Consider the following 25,204-nt stretch of genomic DNA (forward strand, 5'->3'; position numbering starts at 1 on the left):
ATTATATTAAGCGTTTAATATTTTCTGTGACTTCACTAAGGTAGATAAGTGTGCAGTTGTGAGAGTAATCAAAATATTATTTTGGTGTTGCAGCACGTCAACTCTCATGAAACATGAAATGCTGTCTCTTTGAGAATGAAATAAGAAGATAAAAGCAGCCGAAAGGCTGCTCTTTTGACAGGGGGTTGGTTCGGCATCAAAGGGGCTTTATGCCCGAATGGTACGTAAACTATTCTCAGAATTTGATAAGGGTAGTTGAAGGTAGAGTCTATGCCTGGTTTTACCGCTTAAGACTTAGGCTCTCGCGCCATGGTATAGAACTCATTGTTGGCCTGCATATTAGTAACAATCGCCATTCTATTTGATAATCCGAAGAAAGCCGTAATGCCTGTAATATCTAGAATATCATCATCGTCATAACCATGAGTCTTAAGTTCGTGAAAATCTGATTCGGCCACTAATTCCGGAGATCTCGATAGCTTGATAGCAAATGCCAGCATAGCTTTTTGCTTATCGGTTATGGGTGCATGGAGATAATTTATAGCAATCTGATCTGCTAGTTGTGGTGCTTTAGAATAAATCCGAAGCAGAGCCCCGTGGGCCACAACGCAATATTGACAACCGTTAGCGGCACTGGTGGCAACGATTATCATCTCTTTTTCTGCGGGGCTAAGTGTACTTCCTTCACGCTCCATAATGGCATCATGGTAAGCAAAGAACGCTCTGAATTCTGCTGGCCGATAGGTTAGAGTCAAAAAAACATTGGGGATAAAACTTGCCTTCTCCTGCACAGCCAGGATACGAGAAAGAATATCTTCGGGTAAAGAATCCAGGTCAGGGACAGGATAGCGACTTATTGGTAACTGGCTCATGAGTGATCACCTTTTGCTTCATTTTAAATAGCTCGTAGGTTAGTCTATCTATCATTATCGACAAAAATAAGACATAAAATCGCCATAAATCGCGCAAAAGAGGACAGAATGTATCAGGTACTCGGATTAGCATTTGATGGATGCCAAGCTTCAGGCCTAACCTCTCCCTTTGATGTATTTAATGTTATCAATACGATATGGAAGCAACAACGCGGTGAAGCTACTGATCTGTATAGCTGTCGCTTGGTATCGCTCACAGGTGAAACGGTCACTTGCTCAAATGGCATGAAAATTCAGGTCGATTCTTCCCTGCGAGATGCTTCTCAGGCTGACTTAATTGTCGTGCCGGGTATTCATCATTCAGACACTAAATCACTCATCAAAAATATAGAAAAGCTCGACAAAGAAAGTAACTGGCTGTTAACGAGAATGCAGCAAGGAACCGCGATTGCCGCCAATTGTAGTGGTGTTTTTTTATTAGCTGAATCAGGAAGCTTAGCAGGAAAAGAGGCGACGACAGCCTGGTGGCTTAGTGGACTCTTTCGTAGCCGTTACCCAAAAATTAAACATCGCTTTGATCTCCTTCTGGTAAAAGATAAAGGCACATACTGCACGGGCTCAATGACCGCAAATTTGAGTGTTATCCTGGAGATTGTTGAGCAGCAGGTGGGGAGACAGCTAGCACAGAATGCAGCGCGGACTATGCTAATCGACGCGTCTCAAAGCTATGCTTCACCCTACCTGTTTATACAGGAACAAACGGCCCACCAAGACAGTCTGATTCTGACTGTTGAAAGCCAGCTACAGAGAGATATTTCTCAGAAATTGAATATGGAAGAACTGGCAAAGATACACTCAGTCAGTTCCAGAACTCTATCGCGTCGGTTCAAAAAAGCGAACGGTATGAGCCTATCCGACTATCATCAACGTACCAGGTTGGAGCAAACTAAGTTACTACTAGAAACCACAAATCTCAGCATCGAACAGATTGTGGAGAGGGTGGGCTACAGCAGTCAGAGTTCATTACGTAGGTTATTCAATAAGGAATTAGGCATTTCTCCCAGTAATTACCGCAAGCAGCTTCGATCGAAGTAGTCTGAAACGATTAAGAGATCATGGGAGTAGCCTTGGTTGCCTATACCAAGCAACTTTACTATCCAGACCTCACGGGCAAAAAAAGCCATTGCGGATCAGCTATTTTTTAATAAAAGGGTGTTTCCTTGTTTTAGAATGACTACTGCTCGCATTAACAAAGCGATTCCTACCAGCATTACAATCACAGTGATTACCAACCCCTGCGTGAAACTTTCGCTTTTGTCGGCCATTATCCCAACCAGTGCAGGTGCAATCACCTGTGCGAGTCCGTAACTGAACGTGAGGTGACTCATCGATCTGGACGCATTTTCCGGATACAGACGCCCGACCATTGCCAATGTCATACTAACAATGCCAATAAAACTACAACCATAGAGTACTGCACTGATAAAAATTACCATTGTAGACGGGTCAAACAAGAGCAGAGCTGTACTCACCATATTTAGAATGTAAGCTTGAAGTAGTGAAGACCAGAGACCAACCTTTCTGACATAGATGTCCCACAACCAGCATCCCGGTGCAGCAGCAATCCCCACCAACAACCACACGACCCAACCAAGGCCTTTCATGCCGGGAAGTAATTCAACGATCGCAATCAGGAATGTTGCCGTCACCACATACCCGAAGCCAGCGCAAAAATAGGCCGACTGCAAGGTTAGAAAAAACTGTTTTGAGGGAAGTGGTTGAGTGTCCTTGTGCGCTGTTTGTTGCGTGCCCATTGTCGATTTTGAAAAGTCGGGAAACCAGAATAGCACGGGGATAATGAGTATGAGGGCCAAAAACCCATAGATTAACCACTGCTGATCCCATGTATATTCAATTTTTATGAGTTGGGCAGTAATGGCCGTCAGAACAATGCCGATCCCCAGACTAGAAAAAAAAATTCCCAGTTCCGCTTTTTGCTGATGGTTCCTGAGCCAGTGCATCAGTAACCCGGCACCCAGCAAAACACCGGCGGCACTGCTTAAGCCTGAGACATAACGTAACAGATACCATACCCACTGATTCGTTGTTGCAGCCATGCACAGAGTAGTAGCAACAGCCGCCATTAAACCATAGCGGTACACTTTAATTTTTAATTGAAGGTTATGCATGAAAGAAATGAGCAATGCTCCACATAGGTAACCTGCATAATTTGCAGCGGCTAAGAAACCCGCAACCGTCTCCGTCAGACCAATATCTTCGGCCATTTCAGGCAACATGGGTGTATATGCAAATCGAGCGATACCGACGGTGATCACACCTCCCGTCACACAGACAAGCTGAACCTTGGATTGTTCTGATAATTTCATACGAGATTGCTCGTTAAATATGTATACCTTAGAATATCTAATAATCGAAAGACAATCTCTATATACTCTGACAACATATACACATAAAGCGTCAATATTTGAAATAGATGTCACACTACCTGAATGAACTCAAATTACTTAATCTGGAAAGCCTGCCTCGTGAGGTTTTTGTCCGGCAACAGTACATGCCAGCAAGACACTATTTCCCTGCGCACAAACATAGGTGGCATCAACTTTTGTATGCTGTTTCCGGTGTACTAATTGTTGACGTTATTGGTGAAAGGCTTTTCATCCCACCGGGAAATGCTGTCTGGCTCCCCTGCGGGTGTAGGCATAGTGTTTCAACTGAATATGGCGCTGAATTAAAAAGTCTCTACATTGATAGCAGATATCAGCAGTTGCCTGCTGATAAAAGCTTGGTACTACAAATATCCCCCATCATAAAAGCACTGATAATAGAAGTTTCAACATTTGATGTTGAATACTCCATTTCTGGTTATGAAGAAGATGTTGTTTCTCTAATGTTGAGTACGCTGCCACGTTTAAAGCTTGTTACTGATCATCTTCCCTGGCCCACATCATCAGAGCTTTTGAAAATGTGCAGTCAACTTTATGAGCAGCCTGGAGGTAAACAAACAACGCTGATGTTGGCAGAGGGTTTAGCAATATCGAAGCGAACCCTAGAGCGAAAGTTTCATAGAGAAACAGGCATGACTATTCAGGCATGGAACCTAAGGCTCCGTTTTCTAAAAGCGATAGAATTGCTTACCGCTGGTCATAGTATTACAAATATTTCTTTGGACTTAGGGTACAGTTCTCCCTCGCCTTTTATCTATATGTTCCGAAATATATCGGGCATGAGTCCTGGAGAGTATATATCCAGCCGTCAGTACAGACCTTAACGCCCAAATAGTCGCTAACAGCCTAATGACTAAAAAGCAGCTCCCTCTTAAGAAAGCTGCTTTGATTATACGTTTTAATTTTTATCAGGCGTTTAATTCATTCTTCTTAACTGGCGACCTTGAGCGCCCGTTGGCGTAAGGTTTTAGCGGCCGCTACCATGTTCTGCAGGGCAGGAATCACCTCTTTCCACTGGCGGGTTTTTAAACCGCAGTCTGGGTTGATCCACAGACGTTCAGCCGGAATCCGTTCGGCGGCTTTTTCTATCAGTTCAACCATTTGAGCTTGTGTTGGAATATTCGGGGTATGAATATCGTATACGCCTGGCCCGATATCATTGGGGTAGTTGAAGTGATCAAAGACATCCAGCAATTCCATGTCGGAACGTGACGTCTCGATAGTGATGACATCGGCATCCATATCGGCAATGGCAGAGATAATATCGTTAAACTCTGAATAGCACATATGGGTGTGAATCTGCGTCGCATCGCCCACACCGTTGGCGCTGATGCGGAAACTCTCAATCGCCCATGTTAAATAGTCCTGCCATTGAGACTGGCGTAGTGGCAGTCCTTCACGCAATGCGGCTTCATCGATCTGTATAATAGTAACGCCCGCCTTTTCCAGATCCTGAACTTCTTCGCGTATCGCCAAGGCCAGTTGATAGCAGGAGTCCGAACGCGGCTGATCATCGCGCACAAAAGACCAGTTGAGAATGGTAACCGGGCCGGTGAGCATTCCTTTCATCGGCTTTGTTGTTAATGATTGAGCGTATTGCGTCCAGTTTACGGTCATTGCTTTGGGACGGCTGATGTCACCAAACAGAATCGGCGGTTTAACACAGCGGGAACCGTAAGACTGCACCCAACCGTATTGGCTGAAAGCATAGCCTTGCAGTTGCTCGCCAAAGTATTCAACCATGTCATTACGTTCAGCTTCACCATGCACCAACACATCCAGGCCGAGTGCTTCCTGCTCATCAACGGCGTATTTAATCTCTTGATGCATCAGCGATGTGTAGTCGACTTCACTGATCTCGGCTTTTTTAAATTGCAGGCGGGCCGCACGAATCCCGGCGGTTTGCGGGAAAGAACCAATCGTCGTGGTTGGGTATAAAGGTAAGTTGAATTTGTTCCTCTGAATAGCAGCGCGGTGCGGGTAATCGCTCTGACGCTGTCCCAGTTTTGCATCAATATTGGCAACGGCTTGCTGTACGCTGGGGTTGTTGACACGTGGTGATTGGCGACGGCTGTTGATGGCTTGCTGGTTGGCTTCCAGTGCAGCAGTAACGTGCTGTCGGCCTTGATTAAGCGCCGTTTGCAGCGTGCTTAGCTCTTCCAACTTCTGATGAGCGAAGGCTAACCATGATTTGATGTCGGGATCGAGATGTTCTTCTGAGCCTAAATCAACCGGCACATGAAGGAGCGAACAGGAGGGCGCAATCCATAAGCGATCCTGCAGTTGGCTGGCAATGGGCTCCAGCCAGTCGAGGGTCGCATTCAAATCTGTTTTCCAGATATTACGTCCATTGATAACACCTAATGAGACAATACTGCTGGCAGGTAAACTGTCGATCAGTGCTGTGGTTTCATCCTTCGCATTAATCGCATCCAGATGAATGCCGGCTACCGGCAGTTGGCTAATGAGTGGCAGGTTGTCTTGTAGTTGGCCAAAGTAAGTGGCTAGTAACAGCTTAACGGGGCTTTTTTGTAAAGACAGGTAGCTGCGTTGCAACGCATTTTTCCACTCTTGGTCTAGCTCTGTTACCAGAATGGGCTCATCAATCTGTACCCATTCAACTCCCGCGTTGGCCAGCTGGGCGAGCAATGCCTGATAAACCGGTAGTAAGCGATCGAGTAGCGCCAGTTTGTTGGACGCATCTTTTTCTTTACCGAGCCACAGGTAAGTGACAGGGCCAATAATCACCGGTTTCACCTTGGCGTTATGGCTCTGTGCTTCTGCGATTTGGCTCAGCAGCTTTTCCGGGTTAAGAGAGAAAGCCGTGTCGTTGGTGAATTCCGGCACAATGTAGTGATAGTTGGTATCAAACCATTTTGTCATCTCGCCTGCACTGATGCAGCTGCAGCCACTATCGTGAGCTGAACGACCCCGTGCGACGCGAAAGTAGGTATCCAGTTCGGTTGAATCGTTAGTGTGCGAATTGCTCGCTCGGGAGGGAATATTGCCCAGTAAAAAGCTCATATCCAGCACCTGATCATAGAAAGAAAAATCTCCGGCGGGCAGAAAATCCAGACTCGATTGCTGTTGCCAGTGTTTTGAACGCAGCTGTTTACCCTGGGTTATCAGTTCTGACTGGTTGATCTCTCCGCGCCAGTATTTTTCCTGTGCAAACTTAAGTTCCCGCTGGGAGCCAATACGAGGGAAGCCCAGATTGTGTGTGATGGCCATGATAATTATTCCTTTCTAATCAGTTACTTTAAGATATGTCGCTCATAGTAGAGATCGAAAGCAATAAAAAATAATGCTATTATTTTATCTATCTATAAATTCTATTCATGAGTCGAAGAGTAAGTAGGCAGATGCTGGAACGTAATCATTTAGCAATTTTAAGAGCCGTAGATCAGCAAGGCTCATTGACGGCCGCTGCCGATTTACTTTGTCTGACACAGCCTGCGTTGAGTCACAGTATTAAAAAACTGGAACAGAGGTTGGGTACACCACTTTGGCAAAAAGAAGGCCGTCAGATCCGCTTAACGCAGGCGGGTTTGTACCTGTTACGGCTGGCGGAACGTATCTTGCCGCAGCTGGAATTAGCCGAAGAGGTAGTGTGTGAAATCGCCAGCGGGCAACGCGGAACATTACGCATCGGTATGGAGTGCCACCCTTGTTATCAATGGCTATTGAAGGTTGTAAGCCCGTATCTTGTCGCGTGGCCTGATGTGGATGTCGACGTTAAGCAGCGCTTTCAGTTTGGCGGTATCGGCGCTTTATACGCGTATGAAATTGATTTACTGGTAACGCCGGATCCGCTGTTGCGTTCAGGGCTGAGTTTTGAGCCGGTATTTGATTACGAGCAGGTGCTGGTGGTGGGAAATGAGCACCCGCTTGCTCAGGAAGTGGCTATTAGCCCGGAACAACTATTATCAGAAACACTGATTACCTATCCGGTTGAGCTGGAGCGACTGGATATTTTCAGTCAGTTTTTACATCCGGCCAACTGTAGTCCGAAGAAGCATAAAACCATCGAAACCACTGATATTATGCTACAAATGGTAGCGGCAGGAAGGGGCGTGGCGGCGTTGCCGGGCTGGCTGGTGGCGGAGTATCAAAGCCGTATGCCGGTTACCTCGGTGCGTTTAGGCGCGGGGATGCAAAAGCAGATCTTTCTTGGACAGCGTTCAACTGACCCGAAAACAGATTACCTGACTGCGTTTATTGAACTGGCGAAAAAACAGTCTGAATCGCCCATATGATAAGTGTCAATTATTCGTTGTAGATAAAAATGGACGAATTTTATTCGGTTATGGTAATAGCGATATTTATTGATGAAGTTCGCTTAACTAGCCGCTATCATCAGCATAATATTGATTATAAATAATAAGAACCAGGCTGCTTTATGACTCTTGATCGTATCAATCGAAAGATTCTTTCGGTGCTTCAGCAAAACGCACGCATCACCAATCAAGCCCTGGCAGACAAGGTGAGCTTATCTCCCAGCTCCTGCCTTAACCGTGTTAAAAAATTGGAAGAGGAGGGTTTGATTGACGCTTATATGGCGGTCTTGGATCTGCCTTCACTGTGCCGCAGCGTAACCGTTATTGCGACAGTCAGCTTAAAAGACCAAAGCACAGAAGCCTTTAAACTGTTCAGCAAAGCCGCTGATGAGATACCAGAGGTAGTGGAGTGTTATACAGTGAGCGGTGCATTTGATTTCTTTTTGCGCATAATCGCCCCCGATATGCAGCGTTATAATGCCATTAACGATCGGTTACTGGATCTGTTAGCGGGGCAGGTGAATATCAGCAGTCATGTCGTACTGGAAACGGGTAAACCTTTTCGGGGCTATCCGTTGGAACAATTACTGGATGAAATAAAGCCGGCTAAGAAATAACCGGCTTGATCCAAAGTCTCCTTCTAATGCGCCTGGGTAAACCCAATTGGCATTTGATAATCCTGAAAGGATGCTCATTCTTATCAGAATAATGTCCTTCTTGTGCTCAATGCCCGACAACATTAGCCGTCTTCAAAACCAAGGGTTTTATCGATAATTTCTAGTAGTAACTCAGCACCAACAGCCAATAACTCATCTGGAAAATCGTAGTCTGGATTGTGCAGCTGGGGTTGGTGTATGCCAGCACCTAAAAATAACATCGTTGCATTAGCACCATCTAAACCAATATGGCCAAAATCTTCGGACCATTTCATAGGATTCTGCATTTCATGGATGTTTAGTTTTCTCGCACCCGCCGCATTTCTGGCAATGCTGGTAGCATCTGAACTATTCGTTGATGCCGGAAACACATCATGCCAGAAAACCTCAATTTCAAGCGGTGACTTTATAGCGTCAAGCATCCGCTGTACTTTCGTAATCATGTCATCCATGCGTTCATTTGTTTTACTGCGTAATGTTACGCGTAATTCACCTTCGCCAGGCGCTACCCCAAAGGTGGGCATGCCTAAGCGGGCATGTGTTAGGGTGCTTAGACTGAAATCCGGATCAGAAATGCTACCCGACCCCAGCTTAGGTATTGCTAACATTAATTCAGCCATGACTGATCCAGGTGAAATTCCGTCTTCCGGAGCCGCTGCGTGAGAACTTTTGCCATGAAAAATAATTTGCATACCACACGATGCACACGTAGCAGGCCCGGTATGCAAACCGATTTCTGCTAAAGGCCTTCCCGGAACATTGTGATAAGCAAATGCATAATCGGGACGGATTTCTGGCCATCTGGGGTCATTAATAACAGCCTTCGCGCCAAAGCCCGTTTCCTCAGCCGGCTGAAATAACAGAATTACACGGCCATGCCTGGGTCTGACCACTAAGCCCAGTGCCACACCTAACACAATACACATGTGCCCATCGTGGCCACATAAATGACCTTTCCCTTCAACTTCAGAGCAATACGACAGCGTAGACTTTTCAGCGATAGGTAGCGCGTCTAACTCGCATCGAAACAATATCGTCGGTCCTGGCTCTTTGCCACAGAAAGCTGCCGCAACTCCATAGCCACCTAAATTTTCCCAGACCTGATCTGCTCCGGCTTGTGTCAGTTCCCTCACTATTTTCGCTGCAGTGTGCATTTCTTCACCAGAAATTTCAGGCTGCTGGTGCAAAGACTGTCGAACCTTCGTAAGGTAGGTAATATTTTCTGCTGATAGTGTTCTCATATGCTTACAGCCCCTACACTGTGGCGATTTATATGGGTTGCATCATCCCTGCAAATGTTTCTTCAGGAAGTTTCTGGTGCGCTCCTGATCAGGGTTACTGAACAGTTTCTGTGGAGCGCATTCTTCAACAACGACCCCGCCGTCCATAAACATGGCCCAGTCCGATACATCGCGTGCAAATCCCATTTCGTGTGTCACGATCAACATGGTCATATGTTCTTCTGCCAGGCTGCGCATTACCAGATTAACTTCTTCGACAAGCTCCGGATCCAAGGCTGAAGTTGCCTCATCAAATAGCATCACCTTAGGCTTCATTGCCAACGCCCGGGCAATGGCCACTCGTTGCTTCTGCCCACCCGATAACCAGTTAGGAAACACATCAGCTTTCTCTGCAAGGCCAACCCGGTTAAGCAATTCCATGCCCCATTCACGGGCCGCTTTTGCTTCCATGCCTTTTAGCTTGCGGGGTGCCAGGGTGACATTGTCAATTGTGGATAGATGGGGAAAGAGATTAAAGTGTTGAAACACCATCCCCATGTTCTGGCGGATGTGGTTAATGTGTCGTTCAAATGCCAGGCCTTTCAAATCCGGCCGGTTCACCTGTACTCCTTCGAGAAATATTGAACCTTTTTCAATCACCTCGAGGTGGTTTACCGAGCGTAGCAGGGTGCTTTTACCAGAGCCGGAAGGACCAATAATAGAAATAATCTTTCCGCGATTAACCGTCAGGTTAATGCCTTTTAAAACTTCCAGGTCGCCAAAACGTTTGTATACATCACGGATTTCGACCATCGGCGTGTCTGGAGTGTCGGTTTGATTTTCAGTGCTCATTTATTCTTCAACCCTTTTTGTAATCGGTTATGGTTTAGCGACGATAAGCCGTCATCCGCTCCAGCCAAGCCTGGCCGAGCTCCATAAAAATGTTGACCACGTAATACATCACGGCGATAACGATGAAGAACTCAAATGGCCGGAATGTAACACTGATTGCATACTGGGAGGCATACACCAGTTCAGCCACACCAATGGCGGATAAGACTGACGTATCTTTCACCATCAAAATCATATTATTGCCAAGTTGCGGGATCGAACGAATTAAAGCCTGTGGCACAATGATGTAGAAAATGGTGGCGATATGTCCAAAGCCGAGGGATCGTGACGCTTCATACTGACCACCGGAGACTGCCTTGATGGTGGCAATGAAAATGTCGGCATTGTAAGCCATGTAGTGAAAACCAAGCCCAAGGATACCAACGAGTATCGCCGGAATCAGAATCCATTCGCCGAGGCCAAAATACAAAAAATAGAGTTGCAGCAACAGCGGCGTCGTCATGAATAGCCAGATAAAAAAGCGCAATGGCCAGCTGACAACCTTATTGACATAAACGGAGATCACCGCTACCAGAAGTCCACCCACAATAGACATAAATGCAACGACGAGTGCCACGAGAAGACCCACACCAAGGCCTTGCAACAAGGTGGGAAAGTAGGTTATTACCGGAGTGAAATCAAATTCCATCTCTGTGACCTCCTATAAGGTTGTGTAGCGCATCGCGCGACGATAGGCTAATTCGATAATGCCCATCACTGCGTAGACTATGATGATGTATATCAACGCCGTGAGGGTGAAAATTTCCAGCGGCTTGTACGTCGATCCAATCAAGCGCTGCGCCTGATAAGTCAACTCAACCACCGATATGATGGAAACCAGTGAGGAGTTTTTCACCACGACAATGGCCAACACCCCAACAGAACGAATCATCAGTGCTGCGGCTTGTGGCAACACGATAGACACCAACGTTTGTGCTCTGCCAAAACCCAGTGACCTCGCGGCTTCCGCCTGACCACTATCCACAGACTCGATGGAGCCGCGAATCGCTTCACTCATATAGGCGCCAATATTGAAAGCACCGACGAAGACACCACAGGTTATGGGGTCAAGCCTGAAGCCAATGCTGGGGCCACCATAAAACACCAACAACAACTGGACGAAATAGGGTGTGCCGCGAATCACGCTGATATAACCACGGGCAAACCAACGGATAGGTGCAAAGCGAAAGGACTGCAAGAACACCAGTCCACAAGCGACAAAGAATCCAAAGAACAGTGAACGGACAGAGATATCGATCGTGATCCAGGCCGCCTTGATCAACAGGGGCGAGATCTCGACCATCAAATTGAAATCCATGGTCTTACCTTTTTATTTTGTCAGTGATACAAGGTTCGAATGTCGATAACCAGTGACGCATAGTGTATTAGCTACCGCGAACAAGTGCCGCGTGATGTGCGCCAACGTTCAAAAGTGTTGACCAAAGGGGGAGACCTAAAGCATTGGCTGCAATTATCTCACCCCTTGTTCACCTTTACTCGATGTTGGCACCTTCGCCAATCCACTTGTCGACAATGGCCTGGTAAGTACCATCAGCCTTGATTTCTGCCAGGGCAACATTCAGCGCCGCAAGCAATTCAGGCTGGTTCTTTTGAATGGAAATGGCAGCAGGGAAGCGCGGTAAGTCACCGACGTCTATCATCTTGATCTTGGTATCATTTTCCCGAATGGCAACCATCACAGGAACGTCATCAGCGATCATGATATCAATGCGGCCAGTGGTCAGGCCATTCATCATGTCAGGCAATCCCTGGAAAGTCTGATTACTCCAATTGCCATCGGCGTTTTCCACCGCCCACTGGTTCCCGGTTTCACCCAGAGTAGAACCGACACGCTTGCCAGCAAAGTCATCCATGCTATTGACATCGTTGGTACTGTCTTGCACCCATACTGCCAAACCTGCGCTGTAGTAGGAGTCGGTAAAAGTAACCGCCTGGCGACGTTCTTCAGTGTCGCTCATGCTACAGATGCAGGCATCAAAACGGCCGCCGACCATGGCGGCGATGATGCCGTTCCAAGGGGACGACTGTACGTTAACTTTCACACCCATTTTTTCAGCCAGAGCCTCGGCAATATCAACATCAAAACCGACCAGGTTGCCCTGGGTGTCGACAAAACTGAAGGGAGGATATGCGCCGGAATTGACTACCTGAAGCACATCATCACGAATTTCATTCAGATCACGCGCTTGCACCGGCATAGCCACTGCACTTGCAATGACTGCGGCAGCCGCCAGAGTTTGAGTTAATTTTTTAGTAAATGCCTTCATATTGTTATTCCTATTCAGCTTACTTTTAAAGCAATGCACACTATGATGCATTGCAACTTTAAAAACTGGTTAATGACCGAACCTATTGAGCCAGGTTTGATCGTTATCATCTATCTTGATTATTTATAATTCTAATGATTACTTTGCTTGTTAAGCACTTTCCAGAATACGGTTTTTTTATGAGCAGGCCTCCCGCTCCAGCACTATCTGCCCGAACGCAGCCAGACTTTCGTCCAGCAGGGTAATTATCTCGTCAATATCCGCAACGGTTACCGTCAAGGGTGGGGTAATCAACACGTGATCTCCTGCCAGGCCATTTAAACAGCGCCTCGGGTAAATAAGCAGGCCACGGTCTTTGGCTAGAGAGGTGATTTTGGCGAAGGCATTAAACGCTGCAGGGTAAGGTTCTTTGGTAGTCTTGTCTCGTACCAGCTCTACCCCTTGCAACAAGCCGATGCCGCGTACATTACCAATGCAGTCATACTTCAGAGCCAGCTGTTCAAGTTGCTGGCGAAGATAGCTACCCTGTTTTAAAGAATTACTGACTAGCTGCTCGGATTCCATTACATCAATAACAGCAAGGCCGGTGGCACAGGCCAAGGGGTTACCGGCGTAAGTATGGCCGTGCATGAAACCGCCACTGCGGCCCACGACATCCACCAACTCCTTACGGGCCATCATGGCTGCTATGGGGTAATAGCCAGAACCGAGGCCTTTGGCCAACGCCAGAATATCGGGCACTACGCCGAAATGCTGATAAGCAAACCATGCGCCGGTGCGACCCATACCACTGAGCACTTCGTCCATAATCAATAGGCAGCCGTAGCGGTCACACAACGCCCGCAACCCTTCCATATAGCGTTTGGTGACTATGCGTCCACCGGTGCTGGCACCACCGACCGGCTCGAGGACAACGGCTGCAATTGTCTCCGCACCCGCTGCCAGAATGGCTTTTTCGGTCTGTTCCAGCACAGATGTAATGTGTTCTTCAATGCTGGTTTCCTTGTAACGGTACAAGTCTGGTGAGGGTACTTTGACCGAGCCAATAGTGATCGAGCGATACGGTGCCTCAAGCGGTTCGTATCCGGTCAATCCTAGCGCTCCCATGGTGCTGCCATGATACGAAGGACGCAGCGATACAAACTTGCAACGCTCTGGCTGTTCTTTGGCAACAAAATACTGGACCGCCAGCTTGATGGCACTCTCGACTGCTTCTGAACCACTGCCAACAAAGAATACTTTATCTAGGTCACCGTCGGTCAGGTCGACCAGCCGATCTGCCAGGTCCAACGCTACCTGGCTTTCGAATTGAGTACGATAGCTGAAAGCAATCTTATCGAGTTGCTCCGCCATAGCACGTTTTACAGTGGGGTGATTGTGTCCAATATTACAGGTGATGGCACCTGAACAGCCATCAATGTATCGACGCCCTTTAGTATCCCAGATATAAATTCCATCGGCATGGCTAACAACCGGCATGTCATCACTGGTCAAGTAAAATAAAGCATTGTTAGACATTGCGTATTCCGTTATCAGAAACAAAGTTATGTTTTTTAATTTCATCCATTATATGAACAACTAAAAATTAATTTCAATGTATGAAATTTTTTATTTAGTTATGACGTGTTTATTTAATGTCCTTAATTGATAGTGTATTAGTTGTGCTTATACCTTGTATTATTTTATATTGTTTGACCTCCGCTATATAGAATAATATATTGAATTGGAGATGGTTGCTCAATGCTTTTAAAATATATTATATTCAGCTAATAGAGTTTTAATAATATAAGTAGAGTTTTAATAGTATAAGTAGAGTTTTAATAGTATAAATTCAATCGGATTCTTATTTTATAATAAATTATCGGTATTTGTTTTATTAATTGAATTTTTTTCAATAAGTAATAGAGCTCTTAATATGAAAATATATAGTCACGAAAAACAAAAACTTCATAAGCCTAAAAGCTATTTCTCTCGAGGGCAGATGCGCCAGCCGCAAGAAATGCCCGAGAGACTGACTGAACTATTAAAAGCGCCAGAGACAATGGGGCTAAAAGTCACAACTGCTAAAGAGATAGGGATCGAGCCAATTTTAGCAGTACATGACTTCGACTATGTTGAGTTTCTAAAGCATGGCTATGAAGAATGGATGGCTTTAGATGAGGAGATGGGAGAGGAGATTCAGACCACAATTTATGTGCCGAATAACAATTCCGGACTGGGTATTTTGGCAAAAGCGGCTATGTATCAGGCTGACGGTAGTGCCCCGATTGGTAAGCATTCATGGACTTCTATTTACTGGTCCGCTCAAACGGCACTCAATGCTGCTGATTCGTTATTGGATGATGAAGCAGAGCAAAATGATATTCAAATATGCTTAACAAGACCCGCAGGTCATCATGCTCGAAAAAATGCAGCAGGTGGCTTTTGCTATCTGAATAACGCAGCCATCATCGCTGAGCACCTGCGCCAGAAATTTAAAAAAATCGCCATTATAGATACTGATATGCATCATGGTCAGGGTATTCAAGAAATATTTTATGACCGTAAAGATGTCCTATATACCTCTGTTCATGGCAGTCCTATTAATTTTTATCCGGTGGTTGCAGGTCACGAGCACGAAAAAGGGCATGGAGAAGGCTACGGTTATAATATTAACTTTCCGATGCCACATGGTACAGATGAAGTGGGTTTTTTCAATTATGTGGATAAATCGATCAGTAATGTAAAGTTATTTAATCCAGATGTTATTATCCATGTCTTAGGGTTCGACGTATATAAAGACGATCCGCAAGCTAAATGTAATGTCAGCACACAAGGTTTCAAGACGTTAGCGCAGAAGCTGAAGGCGCTAAATAAGCCGATGATAGTCTTAGTAGAAGGCGGTTACTGCATAGAAAAACTAGATGAAAATCTACAGGCATTTCTCTCTGGACTTATTTCAGAATAAAAACAATAATGCTTAATAAGTGAAATAATTATTTTTTAATTACTCTTATAAATTTTTATTAAGGTTGCCCTGAACTAATACTCAACATAAATAATGTTGAGTATTAGTTGTTGTCATCTTAGCGTTACTGCCTCAAGTTTTCCATTTAGCCTATTGTCAGGGACACTGTATCCCGCTTTAGGTGTATTAGGGATCCTCGTTATGTTTTGTGATTTTTATGAAACTATTAACGGTAGGGTATTTATGTCGAAGCGCGTTTAAGTTTTATATACCTATCGTGAAGGAGAGATTCTGTGCGCTACGAAGTCATCGTTATTGGTGCGGGTATGGTTGGAACGTCTATTGCCTGGCATCTTCAGAAAAAAAATTCTAAGGTTCTGTTGTTAGATAAAAAGTCACCAGGATCAGAAACATCATACGGTAATGCAGGACTAATTCAGCGAGAAGCGATTCATATTCACCCTTTTCCACGACAGCCGATTGAGTTGCTGAAAGTATTACCTAATAAGAATACCGACATCCGTTATCGCTGGCCTGCCGTCCTGCGTTATCGTCAGGCTCTACTAGGGTACTGGCGGTTTTCTGCGCCGTCTTCTGTCCAAAAAATAGAAAAAGAGTGGCAGACCCTAATTGAGCATTGTACAAGCGAGCATCAGAAAATGATCACGGCTGCCGGCGTTGAGGAGTTGATAAGACGTGATGGGTGGGTTGAGATGCATAGGACGGACGATAAATTTAAGACTGCCGTTGCCGCCGCTAAAAATGCGCGTGAACAGGGGATTGAGCATCAGGTTCTTTCTCTTGCAGAATTAAAAGCGTTAGAACCTAACGGCAATTTTGACGGATTTATCGGTGCGATTCATTGGTTAAACTCCTGGCAAGTCTCAAACCCGGGTGAATTGGTAAAAGCGTATGCCAAAAGCTTCCGGGATATGCACGGTACTATAGGTGAATCTAGTGTCAAAAAAATCCTGCCTGATGGTGATGGGTGGCAGGTAATAACTGATAACAATTTTTTTTATAGTGATCATTTGGTGGTGGCTGCAGGTCCTTGGTCCAGCGAACTGATAAAGCCTTTGGGATATGATTTACCCTTGTTTCCGATGCGCGGCTATCATCAGCACTTTGAAGCTACAGATCAGAATGCTATCAATCACAGCTTGGTGGATGTGGATAACGGGTTTGTGATGGGGCCGATGCAGCAAGGTATTCGTATTACCACTGGCGCAGAGATGGCCTTAATGGATGCGGCAAAAGATTTTGGACAACTGCACGCTGTGCTGGGGTTTGCCAAAAATATATTGCCATTGAATGATCAGGTAGAGAACGAACCATGGTGTGGCTCCAGACCTTGTATGCCTGATATGAAGCCTGTGATTGGCGCTTCCGGTAAGCACGATAATTTGTGGTTCGCCTTCGGACATGGTCATCAAGGCTTCACCTTAGGACCGATTACAGGGCGTATCGTTGAAGAGTTAATACATAACCAACCCTTAACTGTTGATGTTGAGCCTTTTAATGCTCAACGGTTTTCTAAATCTTAATAAAAATATTTTAACGCAATAAGGATAAATAACGATGAAAAAAATCAATAGTAATCAACGTATGAGCCAAATCGTTATGCATAATCAGACGATCTATCTATCAGGCCAGGTCGGGGCTATCGATGAAGATGTGGCTGCTCAGACATTAACCTGTCTGAATAAAGTTGAAACGTTGCTGGAAGAGGTGGGTAGTGACAAATCAAAAATGTTATCAGCAACGATATGGCTAAAAAATATGGCAGATTTTGCGGCGATGAACACGGTATGGGATCAGTGGTTTGAGGGCACGTTGCCACCCGCCCGAGCGTGCGGAGAGTCTGCTTTAGCGCATCCCGATTTATTGGTGGAAATCACCGTAGTCGCCGCTGAGTAAGCGCTTGAACATACGGCCAGGCAAGCATAACCCGCACTAAAAGAATAATCGTTAAGGTAATAATAATGAATAATACAATTCATGGTGGTCAAGCGATCGTAGATAGTCTGCAATTACACGGGGTCAGTCGCGCGTATGTTGTCCCGGGCGAGAGCTATTTGTCGGTATTAGATGGCCTGTATAATGCAGATATTCAGACAGTGGTTTGTCGCCATGAAGCAGCCTGTACGTACATGGCTGATGCGCACGGTAAGTTTACAGGTAAGCCGGGTATAGCTATGGTCACACGTGGGCCGGGCGCTGCGCAAGCCTACACCGGCATCCATACCGCATGGCAAGATGGTGTGCCTCTGATATTATTTGTTGGTCTGATTCCCGTTGCCGATAGGAATCGTGAGTCTTTCCAGGAGTTTGATCCTAATCAATGGTTCTCCAGCCAATGTAAGCGTGTCTTTATATTGGATGAAGTCTCAAGAGCATCTGAGATTGTGGCAAAAGCCTTTCATGCTGCCTTAGAAGGTCGGCCTGGCCCCGTTGTAGTGGGATTGCCTGAAGATATCATTAAGCAGGAGTTCCATGGACAACTTCATCCTGTCATACCCGTTGCTGAAGGAGGTGTCGCTGACGATAAGCTCACTATCATACTTGATGCCCTATCAAACGCTGCTAAGCCGTTAATTTTTGCAGGTGGCCAAAATTGGACGCCTGAAGCGTCTGAGCAATTGACGCAGTTTGCAGAAGACAACCACATACCTGTGATTCATGATTGGCGCGCCTCGGACCGGGTTACTTTTGATTCTCCTGCGCATGCTGGTTATCTGGGTTATGGTCGTTCGGACGAATGTGCGGCATTAATTGAAACGGCTGATGTGTTGCTTACGGTCGGAACAGTATTAGGTGACGTCGCTAGTGATGGTTACCGTCTACGGCAGTCTTTTGATAAGCCTAATTATATCGTCAATTTAGATACCAGTTTGCGGGGGCATAGTGGCTCAGTCACTGAGCATATTGTCGCTAGTCCTATTAGCTTTACTAAAGCTATAAGCAAAGCATCGCTGGCAAGCTCAGATTCTCGTGACGTCTGGTTTAATTATTGTCATCAACAGCAAAGAAAAGATTGTGCTTTATCAAACCAGGAAACAGAAAATATAAGTGTTAGCGCTGACCCGTCATATGCCAGTATGACGCACGTTATCAGGGAGCTTGTTGCTCTATTGCCTACAGACGCCGTATATAGTTTTGGCGCGGGTAATCATTGTTTGTGGGCGCAGCGTTATCTACCTACTCACACCTTCCCGAGTCAGCTCAGCACCAGAAATGGTGCCATGGGATATAGTTTGCCGGCCGGTATCGTTGCCGCACTAGAGTCGCCAGAACGCCTGTCTGTAGTCGTCACGGGTGATGGCGAATTTATGATGAATGAAGCGGAGCTATCCACGTCAATCCGTTATCAGGCGCCTGTTTTAATCATCCTAATGGACAATCAACAGTTCGGCACCATTCGCCAGCATCAGGAAGCCCATTATCCTGGTCGGATATCCGGTACACAGCTACATAATCCGGACTTTGCTGCGCTAGCCAATGCTTTTGGTGCACATGGCATACGTGTTGCCAGTAACAGAGATATCAAGACGAGTGTGACCGAAGCGATGCAGGTCGTCACAAAAGAGCGCAAGACAGTATTGCTACATGTGATTACTGATCCTGACGAGTTAATGCCATAAATTTATAATGCTATTAGTCACTTCTAATAAGGAAGCATCATGACAAGCTATCAAGTAACAAATCCTGCTAATGGCGAGATAGAAGAGAAGTATGACAGCCATTCCGATCAGCAAGTCCGGGATATGCTCAGCGAATCGCACAATGCTTATCAATCATGGCGTACAAGTGATGTTAATGAGCGTACAAGGCTATTAAATAATATTGCTGATTTATATGATGAGCAACGCAAAGTCTTAGCAAAAATTATGGCCTGCGAGATGGGTAAGCCTGTTGCGCAAGGAGAAGGAGAGCTCGCGCTAGTCAGTCAGATTTTTCGTTATTATGCTACGTATGGTGAACAGTTTTTAGAGACACCGGAATTGCCCGACACTCAAAACTCTGTCGTGAAAAAGGAATCCATTGGCGTTCTACTGGGTATTATGCCGTGGAATTATCCTCACTATCAGGTGGCACGTTTTATTGCCCCCAATTTGATGTTAGGTAATGCGATTATGCTGAAACATGCACCTTCATGCCCACAGTCTGCGACAGCGATTACTTCTATATTGGCGCAAGCAGGCTTGCCTAAAAGCGTCTACAACAATGTTTTTGTGACTAATGAACAGGTTAAATCAATCATTAACGACAAACGTATTCAAGGTGTGTCCTTAACAGGGTCAGAGCGGGCAGGTGCTGCTGTTGCACAAGTGGCAGGTGCTGCGTTGAAAAAAGTGGTCCTCGAGTTAGGCGGCTCAGATCCATTTATAGTATTGGCAGATGCGGATATCGATCACGCAGTAGAATGCGCATTTATCGGTAGGTTTGGCAATGCCGGACAAGCGTGTAACGCGGCAAAACGTATTATTCTGCACGCCGATATTTATGATGATTTTGTAAAAAAGCTGACTCATAAAGTTGAGTCATTAGCGCCTGCTGATCCATTAAATAAAGCTACTTTTTTAGGCCCGCTGTCCTCTGCTCAAGCGTTAAAAACCATTCAAGAGCAATATGATAATGCGGTAAATCAGGGGGCTACCGTGTTAGTGGCCGGTGGACAAATAGCAAAGCCTGGGGCTTGGTTCAAACCTGCGCTGTTGGCTGATATTACCTCAGATATGAAAGCCTATCATGATGAATTATTCGGACCCGTAGCCGTAGTGTATAAAGCGGACGATGTAGAAGATGCTATCAGGCTTGCTAATGATACGCCATTTGGCCTGGGGGCATGTATTCATACACAGGATATGGCACGCGGGCAATGCGTCGCTGAGCGACTAGAGGTCGGTATGGTAGCGTTTAATCAAGCACCAGGTTCAGCCGCTGAACTACCCTTTGGCGGCGTTAAACAATCCGGTTTTGGTCGCGAGCTCGGACCTTATGGTATGAGTGAGTTTGTAAACTTTAAGCTATATCATAAATAAGCGCTTATGCAGCCCCTATATTCCTGACTATATTGTATTATCAGCTAAAGACAATGATGAAAAGCGAGCTGAGCGCCTGTAGGGTTAGTCAACATAAACACTAACCCTCACTAATTTTGGCAGGCTTTTCGCATTGTTTATTTATCAATATATTTAGAATATAAGTGCTGAAATTGCCATGATACAACAGAAATTAGCAGATAGTTTGAATTGGACATTGCTTCATGTGCTCATCGTTATATATGAAGAGGGAAGTATTAGCGCTGCTGCTAGCCGTTTAAATATTACCCAATCGGCGGTCAGTCAAAACCTTAAAAAACTCGAAGAGCAACTCGACAGCCAGCTTGTTATACGTAATACAAAGCCCTTAAAGCTCACGCCCATCGGTCATTACTGTTTGCAAGTCGCTCAAACGATATTCACAGAGATTACCTCCATTGAGGCTATGAAAGGCAGCAACTCTCATCTATTAGAAGGTGAGATTAAGCTCTTGGTAGCCAGCCGAATTCACAATCCAAAATATGATGATTTCTTAGTTTATTTTAAACATAAATATCCAAATATCACTTTAGATTTGACGGTGAAATCAAGCAGGGATATTTTGAATGATATCGAGCAAAAAAATCCTGCTGTTGGTATCTGTTTGGCCAGGCATACCCCCGAACTTCTTAATCAAAAGCTATTATTCAAGCAACGTTATTATCTATATTGCGGATATCATCATCCTTTATTTTCAGCAACAGATTTGAATTTAGACAGTCTATCGAAAGAGGATTTTATTGCTTTCCATAGTGAAGATATTGGTGAGGTCCTCTTTCCAATTGCTGTATTTAAAGAAACGCATGGCCTAACCGGTCGTATTAGCGCCTATACCAATAATTTAGATGAAGTGGTCCGTCTGATTTACACCGGATATGGCATAGGCGCTTTACCGGATCAGTTTATTGCGGCGACCTATCTGGAATCTAATCTCAGACGTTTGCCACCAGAAGAAGGTGTTGCTGACATACCTGTTTATATCTTTTGGCACAAGCACCGGGCTTTATCACTTATTGAAGCTAAGTTTATTGAAGAGATTGTAGAGTTTGATATCTCGTAAGCGTTATTGCGACAGTTAGCTTAAAAGACCAAAGCACAGAAGCCTTTAATGTCATTAACGACCGCTTACTGGATGAAATAAAGCTAATTAAATAATAACTGGCTTTATTTCATCCGCTTTTTAGTCTTAATCGAGCGCTGCTATCACAGAAATTTCGATCAATAGTTCAGGGCTGGCCATGCGGGCTTCAACACAGGCTCTGGCAGGTGCTTTACCTTCATCAACCCACGCATCCCAGATGCTGTTCATCTCAGCAAATAAGCTCATATCTTTCAGGTAAATGGTGGCTGACAGGATATTTTCTTTTGAGCTGCCTACTGATTCAAGCAGAGAAACGACTTTTGCCAGCATGGTTTGTGTTTGTTCTGTAATACCAGCAGTACGATCCTCTGCTACCTGGCCACAAAGATAAACGGTTTTGTTATGTACAACGGCACGGCTCATGCGTACGCCAGTTTCATATCGGGTAATCGACATTGTTTCTACCTGTAGTTAATAGTTGATAGTTAATCAATAGTGATAATGGAGTCTTAGTTACGTGTGTGAGTATTCATTCAGCCAAATCTGCTATTTCGCCAATCGTGAGTGGCTTAATAGGTGAACGGATTTTGTAATAACCCACGTCCTTTACCGGAACTTTACGTTCATCTGCAATAATCTGAGCAACCGTTAATCCACATAAACGTCCTTGGCACGGCCCCATTCCAGCGCGACTAAAGGCCTTAGTCTGGTTCGGCCCGGTGCAGCCTTGTGCAACCATGCCGCGTATCTGGCCTGCGGTAACTTCTTCACAACGACACACCAGTGTCTCGTCAGAGGGTTTTAAAAACTCATCGGCTGGTTGGTACATTGCATCCAGGAAAGGGCGTATGGCCTGCTGTTGATAAAGTAACCTTCCTGCTTTGGCTGTCTGCTTCAATAACGATTCCTTATTGAGTTTGCCTAACTGTTGTGCAATTCGCTGTGCGGTTAATTCGCCCATATATTCAGCAGCGCGAGCCCCTGCAATTCCGCCTGAGTCACCGGCTACAAAAATACCGGCCTGACTGCTTTCGCCCCAACTGTCCAGTGAGGGTTTCCAGCATTGTTGCAATTCATCCCATTGGTGCTCCAGCTGTAAAGCACGGGTTAACTGCACATTAGGAACAACGCCCTGATGCACCAGTAATGTAGTGCAGCTGCTTGTTTCAATACGGTTATCGACGCTATATTGCAGTTTACTTAACAGCTGGTTGCTACCGGGTAAGGCTTTTAGTTGCGATACATTGTTCACGTATCGAATACCGCTGCGCTTGAGCTCTACCAGTAACCCTACCCCTTTTATTAACAGGGGTAAGTTACGTAAGGCAGCGGGTAAATAGCGCAGTGATTTCAGATAACGGCCCTTAGGGGTCGTATCGAGAATAGCCTCAATCTCTACACCCGCTCTGTTAAGTTGCGCGGCTATTAATAACAGCAGAGGGCCGCTGCCTGCCAAAATCAGTGGGGCGGCCGGTGTGAGTCCGCTACTCTTAAGTAGAATTTGTGCTGCGCCACAGGTCAAAACGCCGGGAAGCGTCCAGCCTGGAAACGGTACGGGACGCTCCTGCGCACCGGTAGCGATTAAGAGTTTTTTGGCTTTGATCTGGCTGCTTTTACCCGCACGGCTAAAGCTGATGGATAAGTCAGGCGAAACGGCCCACACAATACTGCCGGGCAGATAGTCGACATTGGCGTAGCGCATGGCGGTTAACAATGAGCGGCCATGGTAATAATCAGCACCCAGAATATTTTCATCAGCGATAGCGGGGTTACTAATCGATCGATAAATTTGCCCGCCGGGTGCTGTTTGCTCATCCAAAATAACTATCTTTAAACCATGCGATGAGGCCGTTGCTGCGGCAGACATACCGGCTGGGCCGGCCCCGATAATGACCAGATCATATACAGGAATATTCATACGCTCGGGTCCTCATTTTTCTTGTCGGTAAGATTCTTGTTGCTTAGATTAGCGCTGCTTAAGTCAGAGTCGCTAAAATCTGTGCGGTTAAGCTGTCGAGCCTGTTGCTGGCTAACTATCTGCATCCCGTCACAGGCAGGCGTCATACAGCCTTGCACATTTTCTACGCCATCGATCTTTAACAGACATTCAAAGCAGACCCCCATCATGCAATAGGGTGCCCGGCCACTGCCACTGACAACGGTTGTGCGGCTGGGCTGTAAGCCTGCAACCAGAACTGCCGCTGCGGCGCTATCACCCTGGCGTATTTTGACAGGCTGACCTTCAATATAAACAGTGATCCACTCAGTGCTGTTGGTGGTCAGGCGTTTAAAGGGTAAAGCGTTTGGCATTGAATACCTCCAATGGCAATTCAGTTCGGTCGCTGGCAATCCAGTCGGCAATGGGACCTTCATGTAGAGCACCTAACGTGACGCCGCTATGGCAGGTAACCAGGTAAGCACCCGGATACTGTTTAGATGCTTCATACAGTGGATAGCCATCAGGCGTCATGACGCGTAAAGCACCCCACGCGCGGATCAAACGAACATCCCGTAATAGCGGGAACATCTGGCTGGCGCGGTGAGCAATCTTGGCAATAACGTCGGTCGTCGTGCCGGGATCAAAGCCAACATCCTCTTTTGAGTCGCCCAGTTGTAGCGTGCCTTCGTTGGTCTGTCTGACATGTCCCGTTGGGTAGTTTAAAAAGGGTTTTACGCGTTCGCAGATAAGTACCTGACCACGGTTTGGAACTAAGGGGGCAGACAAGCCCACCTGAGGTGCCAAATCCCGGTTACCTAATCCTGCTGCTAATACCACTTGATCGCCATGCCATTGTCCGGCATCAGAGGTGAGTGTGAAGCCTGAATCGGTTGGTTCTATTCTGGATATTTTTCCCGAATTATCAATTTTGCCGCCGCGTTGTAAAAAGTGTTCAGTCATGGCGCGTAAGTATAATAGCGGGTTGAGATGACCGTCTTCCGGCCCCCAGGTTGCCCCGGCCACTTCAGGACCTGCTTCAGGAATAAATTCGCGAAGTTGTTGCAGATCCAGTGTTTCAAATGGGTAGTCGCCCCCCGCTGCAACTCGCATACGGGTTAGCATGGCTTGCCGCTCACGAAGTTCTGGTTCACTCAGGCACAGAAACAAACCACCGCGCTGCTGAAGCTGAACATCGATACCCGTGGCGTCTTTAAGTTGTTGTGCGTGATTGGCCCAGAGTTGAGCTGACAAGCGTGAAATAGCCGCATATTCTGGCAAGGTGTCGCCTTTGCCTTGTACCCACACCAAACCAAAATTACCGCGTGAGGCACGTAGCGCACTATCGCCTTCGTCCAAAATTGTTACGCTCAGTCCATTGCGTTGCAGGCCCAACGCGACGGCCAGACCTACGATTCCGCCGCCCAGTACGCAAACGTCTGCTCTACGTTGGCTGTCAGTTGAAAACTGCGTCATGGAGTGTCCTTTAA

At 46.0% G+C, this 25,204-nt stretch carries 23 protein-coding genes; 10 read left to right on the forward strand and 13 right to left on the reverse strand.

Annotated features, from left to right (window positions below):
• Positions 1-287: 287 nt before the first annotated feature.
• Entirely contained in the window at positions 288-872 is a 585-nt protein-coding gene (locus tag Nant_RS20420; RefSeq protein WP_054343535.1) for a peroxidase-related enzyme, read from the reverse strand.
• Between the two features lie 108 nt (positions 873-980).
• Between Nant_RS20420 and Nant_RS20425 the strand changes: the two genes are divergently transcribed.
• Positions 981-1,967 (forward strand): GlxA family transcriptional regulator, encoded by a 987-nt coding sequence (locus tag Nant_RS20425; protein WP_054343536.1) that lies wholly within the window; start codon positions 981-983, stop codon positions 1,965-1,967.
• A gap of 95 nt (positions 1,968-2,062) precedes the next feature.
• On the opposite strand, the gene Nant_RS20430 is transcribed toward Nant_RS20425, so the two are convergent.
• Positions 2,063-3,259, reverse strand: coding sequence for a YbfB/YjiJ family MFS transporter (locus Nant_RS20430; RefSeq protein WP_054343537.1), 1,197 nt, complete (start codon positions 3,257-3,259; stop codon positions 2,063-2,065).
• Positions 3,260-3,366: 107 nt separating this feature from the next.
• Here Nant_RS20430 and Nant_RS20435 point away from each other — a divergent pair, with 107 nt between their 5' ends.
• The gene (locus Nant_RS20435; RefSeq protein ID WP_054343538.1) at positions 3,367-4,161 is read left to right on the forward strand and encodes an AraC family transcriptional regulator; all 795 of its coding nucleotides are present in this window, start codon (positions 3,367-3,369) and stop codon (positions 4,159-4,161) included.
• A gap of 106 nt (positions 4,162-4,267) precedes the next feature.
• Here Nant_RS20435 and metE read toward each other — a convergent pair whose 3' ends face one another.
• Positions 4,268-6,568 (reverse strand): 5-methyltetrahydropteroyltriglutamate--homocysteine S-methyltransferase, encoded by a 2,301-nt coding sequence (gene metE, locus Nant_RS20440; protein ID WP_054343539.1) that lies wholly within the window; start codon positions 6,566-6,568, stop codon positions 4,268-4,270.
• A 131-nt stretch (positions 6,569-6,699) separates the two neighbouring features.
• Between metE and Nant_RS20445 the strand changes: the two genes are divergently transcribed.
• A complete protein-coding gene (locus tag Nant_RS20445) occupies positions 6,700-7,593 on the forward strand; it encodes a LysR family transcriptional regulator (RefSeq protein ID WP_054343540.1) in 894 nt (297 codons plus the stop codon).
• 143 nt (positions 7,594-7,736) lie between these two features.
• On the forward strand, positions 7,737-8,231 hold the full coding sequence (locus Nant_RS20450) for an Lrp/AsnC family transcriptional regulator (protein WP_054343541.1): 495 nt from the start codon (positions 7,737-7,739) through the stop codon (positions 8,229-8,231).
• Positions 8,232-8,353: 122 nt separating this feature from the next.
• On the opposite strand, the gene Nant_RS20455 is transcribed toward Nant_RS20450, so the two are convergent.
• From Nant_RS20455 to Nant_RS20480, 6 genes are all read right to left on the reverse strand, one after another.
• Positions 8,354-9,511 (reverse strand): amidohydrolase, encoded by a 1,158-nt coding sequence (locus Nant_RS20455; protein WP_054343542.1) that lies wholly within the window; start codon positions 9,509-9,511, stop codon positions 8,354-8,356.
• Between the two features lie 42 nt (positions 9,512-9,553).
• Positions 9,554-10,342, reverse strand: coding sequence for an amino acid ABC transporter ATP-binding protein (locus Nant_RS20460; protein WP_425319954.1), 789 nt, complete (start codon positions 10,340-10,342; stop codon positions 9,554-9,556).
• 34 nt (positions 10,343-10,376) lie between these two features.
• Positions 10,377-11,030, reverse strand: coding sequence for an amino acid ABC transporter permease (locus tag Nant_RS20465; protein ID WP_054343543.1), 654 nt, complete (start codon positions 11,028-11,030; stop codon positions 10,377-10,379).
• Between the two features lie 12 nt (positions 11,031-11,042).
• The gene (locus Nant_RS20470) at positions 11,043-11,699 is read right to left on the reverse strand and encodes an amino acid ABC transporter permease (protein WP_054343544.1); all 657 of its coding nucleotides are present in this window, start codon (positions 11,697-11,699) and stop codon (positions 11,043-11,045) included.
• A 175-nt stretch (positions 11,700-11,874) separates the two neighbouring features.
• On the reverse strand, positions 11,875-12,669 hold the full coding sequence (locus tag Nant_RS20475) for a transporter substrate-binding domain-containing protein (RefSeq protein WP_054343545.1): 795 nt from the start codon (positions 12,667-12,669) through the stop codon (positions 11,875-11,877).
• A 177-nt stretch (positions 12,670-12,846) separates the two neighbouring features.
• Entirely contained in the window at positions 12,847-14,187 is a 1,341-nt protein-coding gene (locus tag Nant_RS20480; RefSeq protein ID WP_054343546.1) for an aminotransferase family protein, read from the reverse strand.
• Between the two features lie 397 nt (positions 14,188-14,584).
• Here Nant_RS20480 and Nant_RS20485 point away from each other — a divergent pair, with 397 nt between their 5' ends.
• The 6 genes from Nant_RS20485 to Nant_RS20510 all read left to right on the forward strand — a co-directional run bounded on the left by Nant_RS20485 (position 14,585) and on the right by Nant_RS20510 (position 21,757).
• Positions 14,585-15,616, forward strand: a complete 1,032-nt coding sequence (locus Nant_RS20485; RefSeq protein WP_054343547.1) for a histone deacetylase family protein — start codon at positions 14,585-14,587, stop codon at positions 15,614-15,616.
• A 293-nt stretch (positions 15,617-15,909) separates the two neighbouring features.
• Entirely contained in the window at positions 15,910-17,160 is a 1,251-nt protein-coding gene (locus Nant_RS20490) for an NAD(P)/FAD-dependent oxidoreductase (protein WP_054343548.1), read from the forward strand.
• A gap of 34 nt (positions 17,161-17,194) precedes the next feature.
• Positions 17,195-17,533, forward strand: coding sequence for a RidA family protein (locus Nant_RS20495; RefSeq protein WP_054343549.1), 339 nt, complete (start codon positions 17,195-17,197; stop codon positions 17,531-17,533).
• A 65-nt stretch (positions 17,534-17,598) separates the two neighbouring features.
• Positions 17,599-19,257: a thiamine pyrophosphate-dependent enzyme gene (locus tag Nant_RS20500; protein WP_054343550.1), complete on the forward strand. Its 1,659-nt coding sequence runs from the start codon at positions 17,599-17,601 to the stop codon at positions 19,255-19,257.
• A 39-nt stretch (positions 19,258-19,296) separates the two neighbouring features.
• Positions 19,297-20,658, forward strand: coding sequence for an NAD-dependent succinate-semialdehyde dehydrogenase (locus tag Nant_RS20505; protein ID WP_054343551.1), 1,362 nt, complete (start codon positions 19,297-19,299; stop codon positions 20,656-20,658).
• A 178-nt stretch (positions 20,659-20,836) separates the two neighbouring features.
• Positions 20,837-21,757, forward strand: a complete 921-nt coding sequence (locus Nant_RS20510) for a LysR family transcriptional regulator (RefSeq protein ID WP_054343552.1) — start codon at positions 20,837-20,839, stop codon at positions 21,755-21,757.
• 126 nt (positions 21,758-21,883) lie between these two features.
• Here the strand turns inward: Nant_RS20510 and Nant_RS20515 are convergent, their stop codons facing one another.
• The 4 genes from Nant_RS20515 to Nant_RS20530 form a co-directional block, all read right to left on the reverse strand.
• Positions 21,884-22,234 (reverse strand): RidA family protein, encoded by a 351-nt coding sequence (locus tag Nant_RS20515; protein WP_054343553.1) that lies wholly within the window; start codon positions 22,232-22,234, stop codon positions 21,884-21,886.
• 73 nt (positions 22,235-22,307) lie between these two features.
• Complete coding sequence (locus tag Nant_RS20520) at positions 22,308-23,696, reverse strand: FAD-dependent oxidoreductase (RefSeq protein WP_054343554.1); 1,389 nt, start codon at positions 23,694-23,696, stop codon at positions 22,308-22,310.
• The gene (locus Nant_RS20525) at positions 23,693-24,088 is read right to left on the reverse strand and encodes a (2Fe-2S)-binding protein (RefSeq protein ID WP_076496104.1); all 396 of its coding nucleotides are present in this window, start codon (positions 24,086-24,088) and stop codon (positions 23,693-23,695) included. Before Nant_RS20525 ends, Nant_RS20520 begins: the two co-directional genes overlap by 4 nt.
• Positions 24,066-25,190 carry an NAD(P)/FAD-dependent oxidoreductase gene (locus Nant_RS20530; RefSeq protein WP_054343555.1) on the reverse strand — a complete coding sequence of 375 codons (1,125 nt, stop codon included), beginning with the start codon at positions 25,188-25,190 and terminating at the stop codon, positions 24,066-24,068. Before Nant_RS20530 ends, Nant_RS20525 begins: the two co-directional genes overlap by 23 nt.
• Positions 25,191-25,204: the final 14 nt, after the last annotated feature.

This window comes from Neptunomonas antarctica (assembly GCF_001305295.1).
Lineage (GTDB): Bacteria > Pseudomonadota > Gammaproteobacteria > Pseudomonadales > Balneatricaceae > Neptunomonas > Neptunomonas antarctica.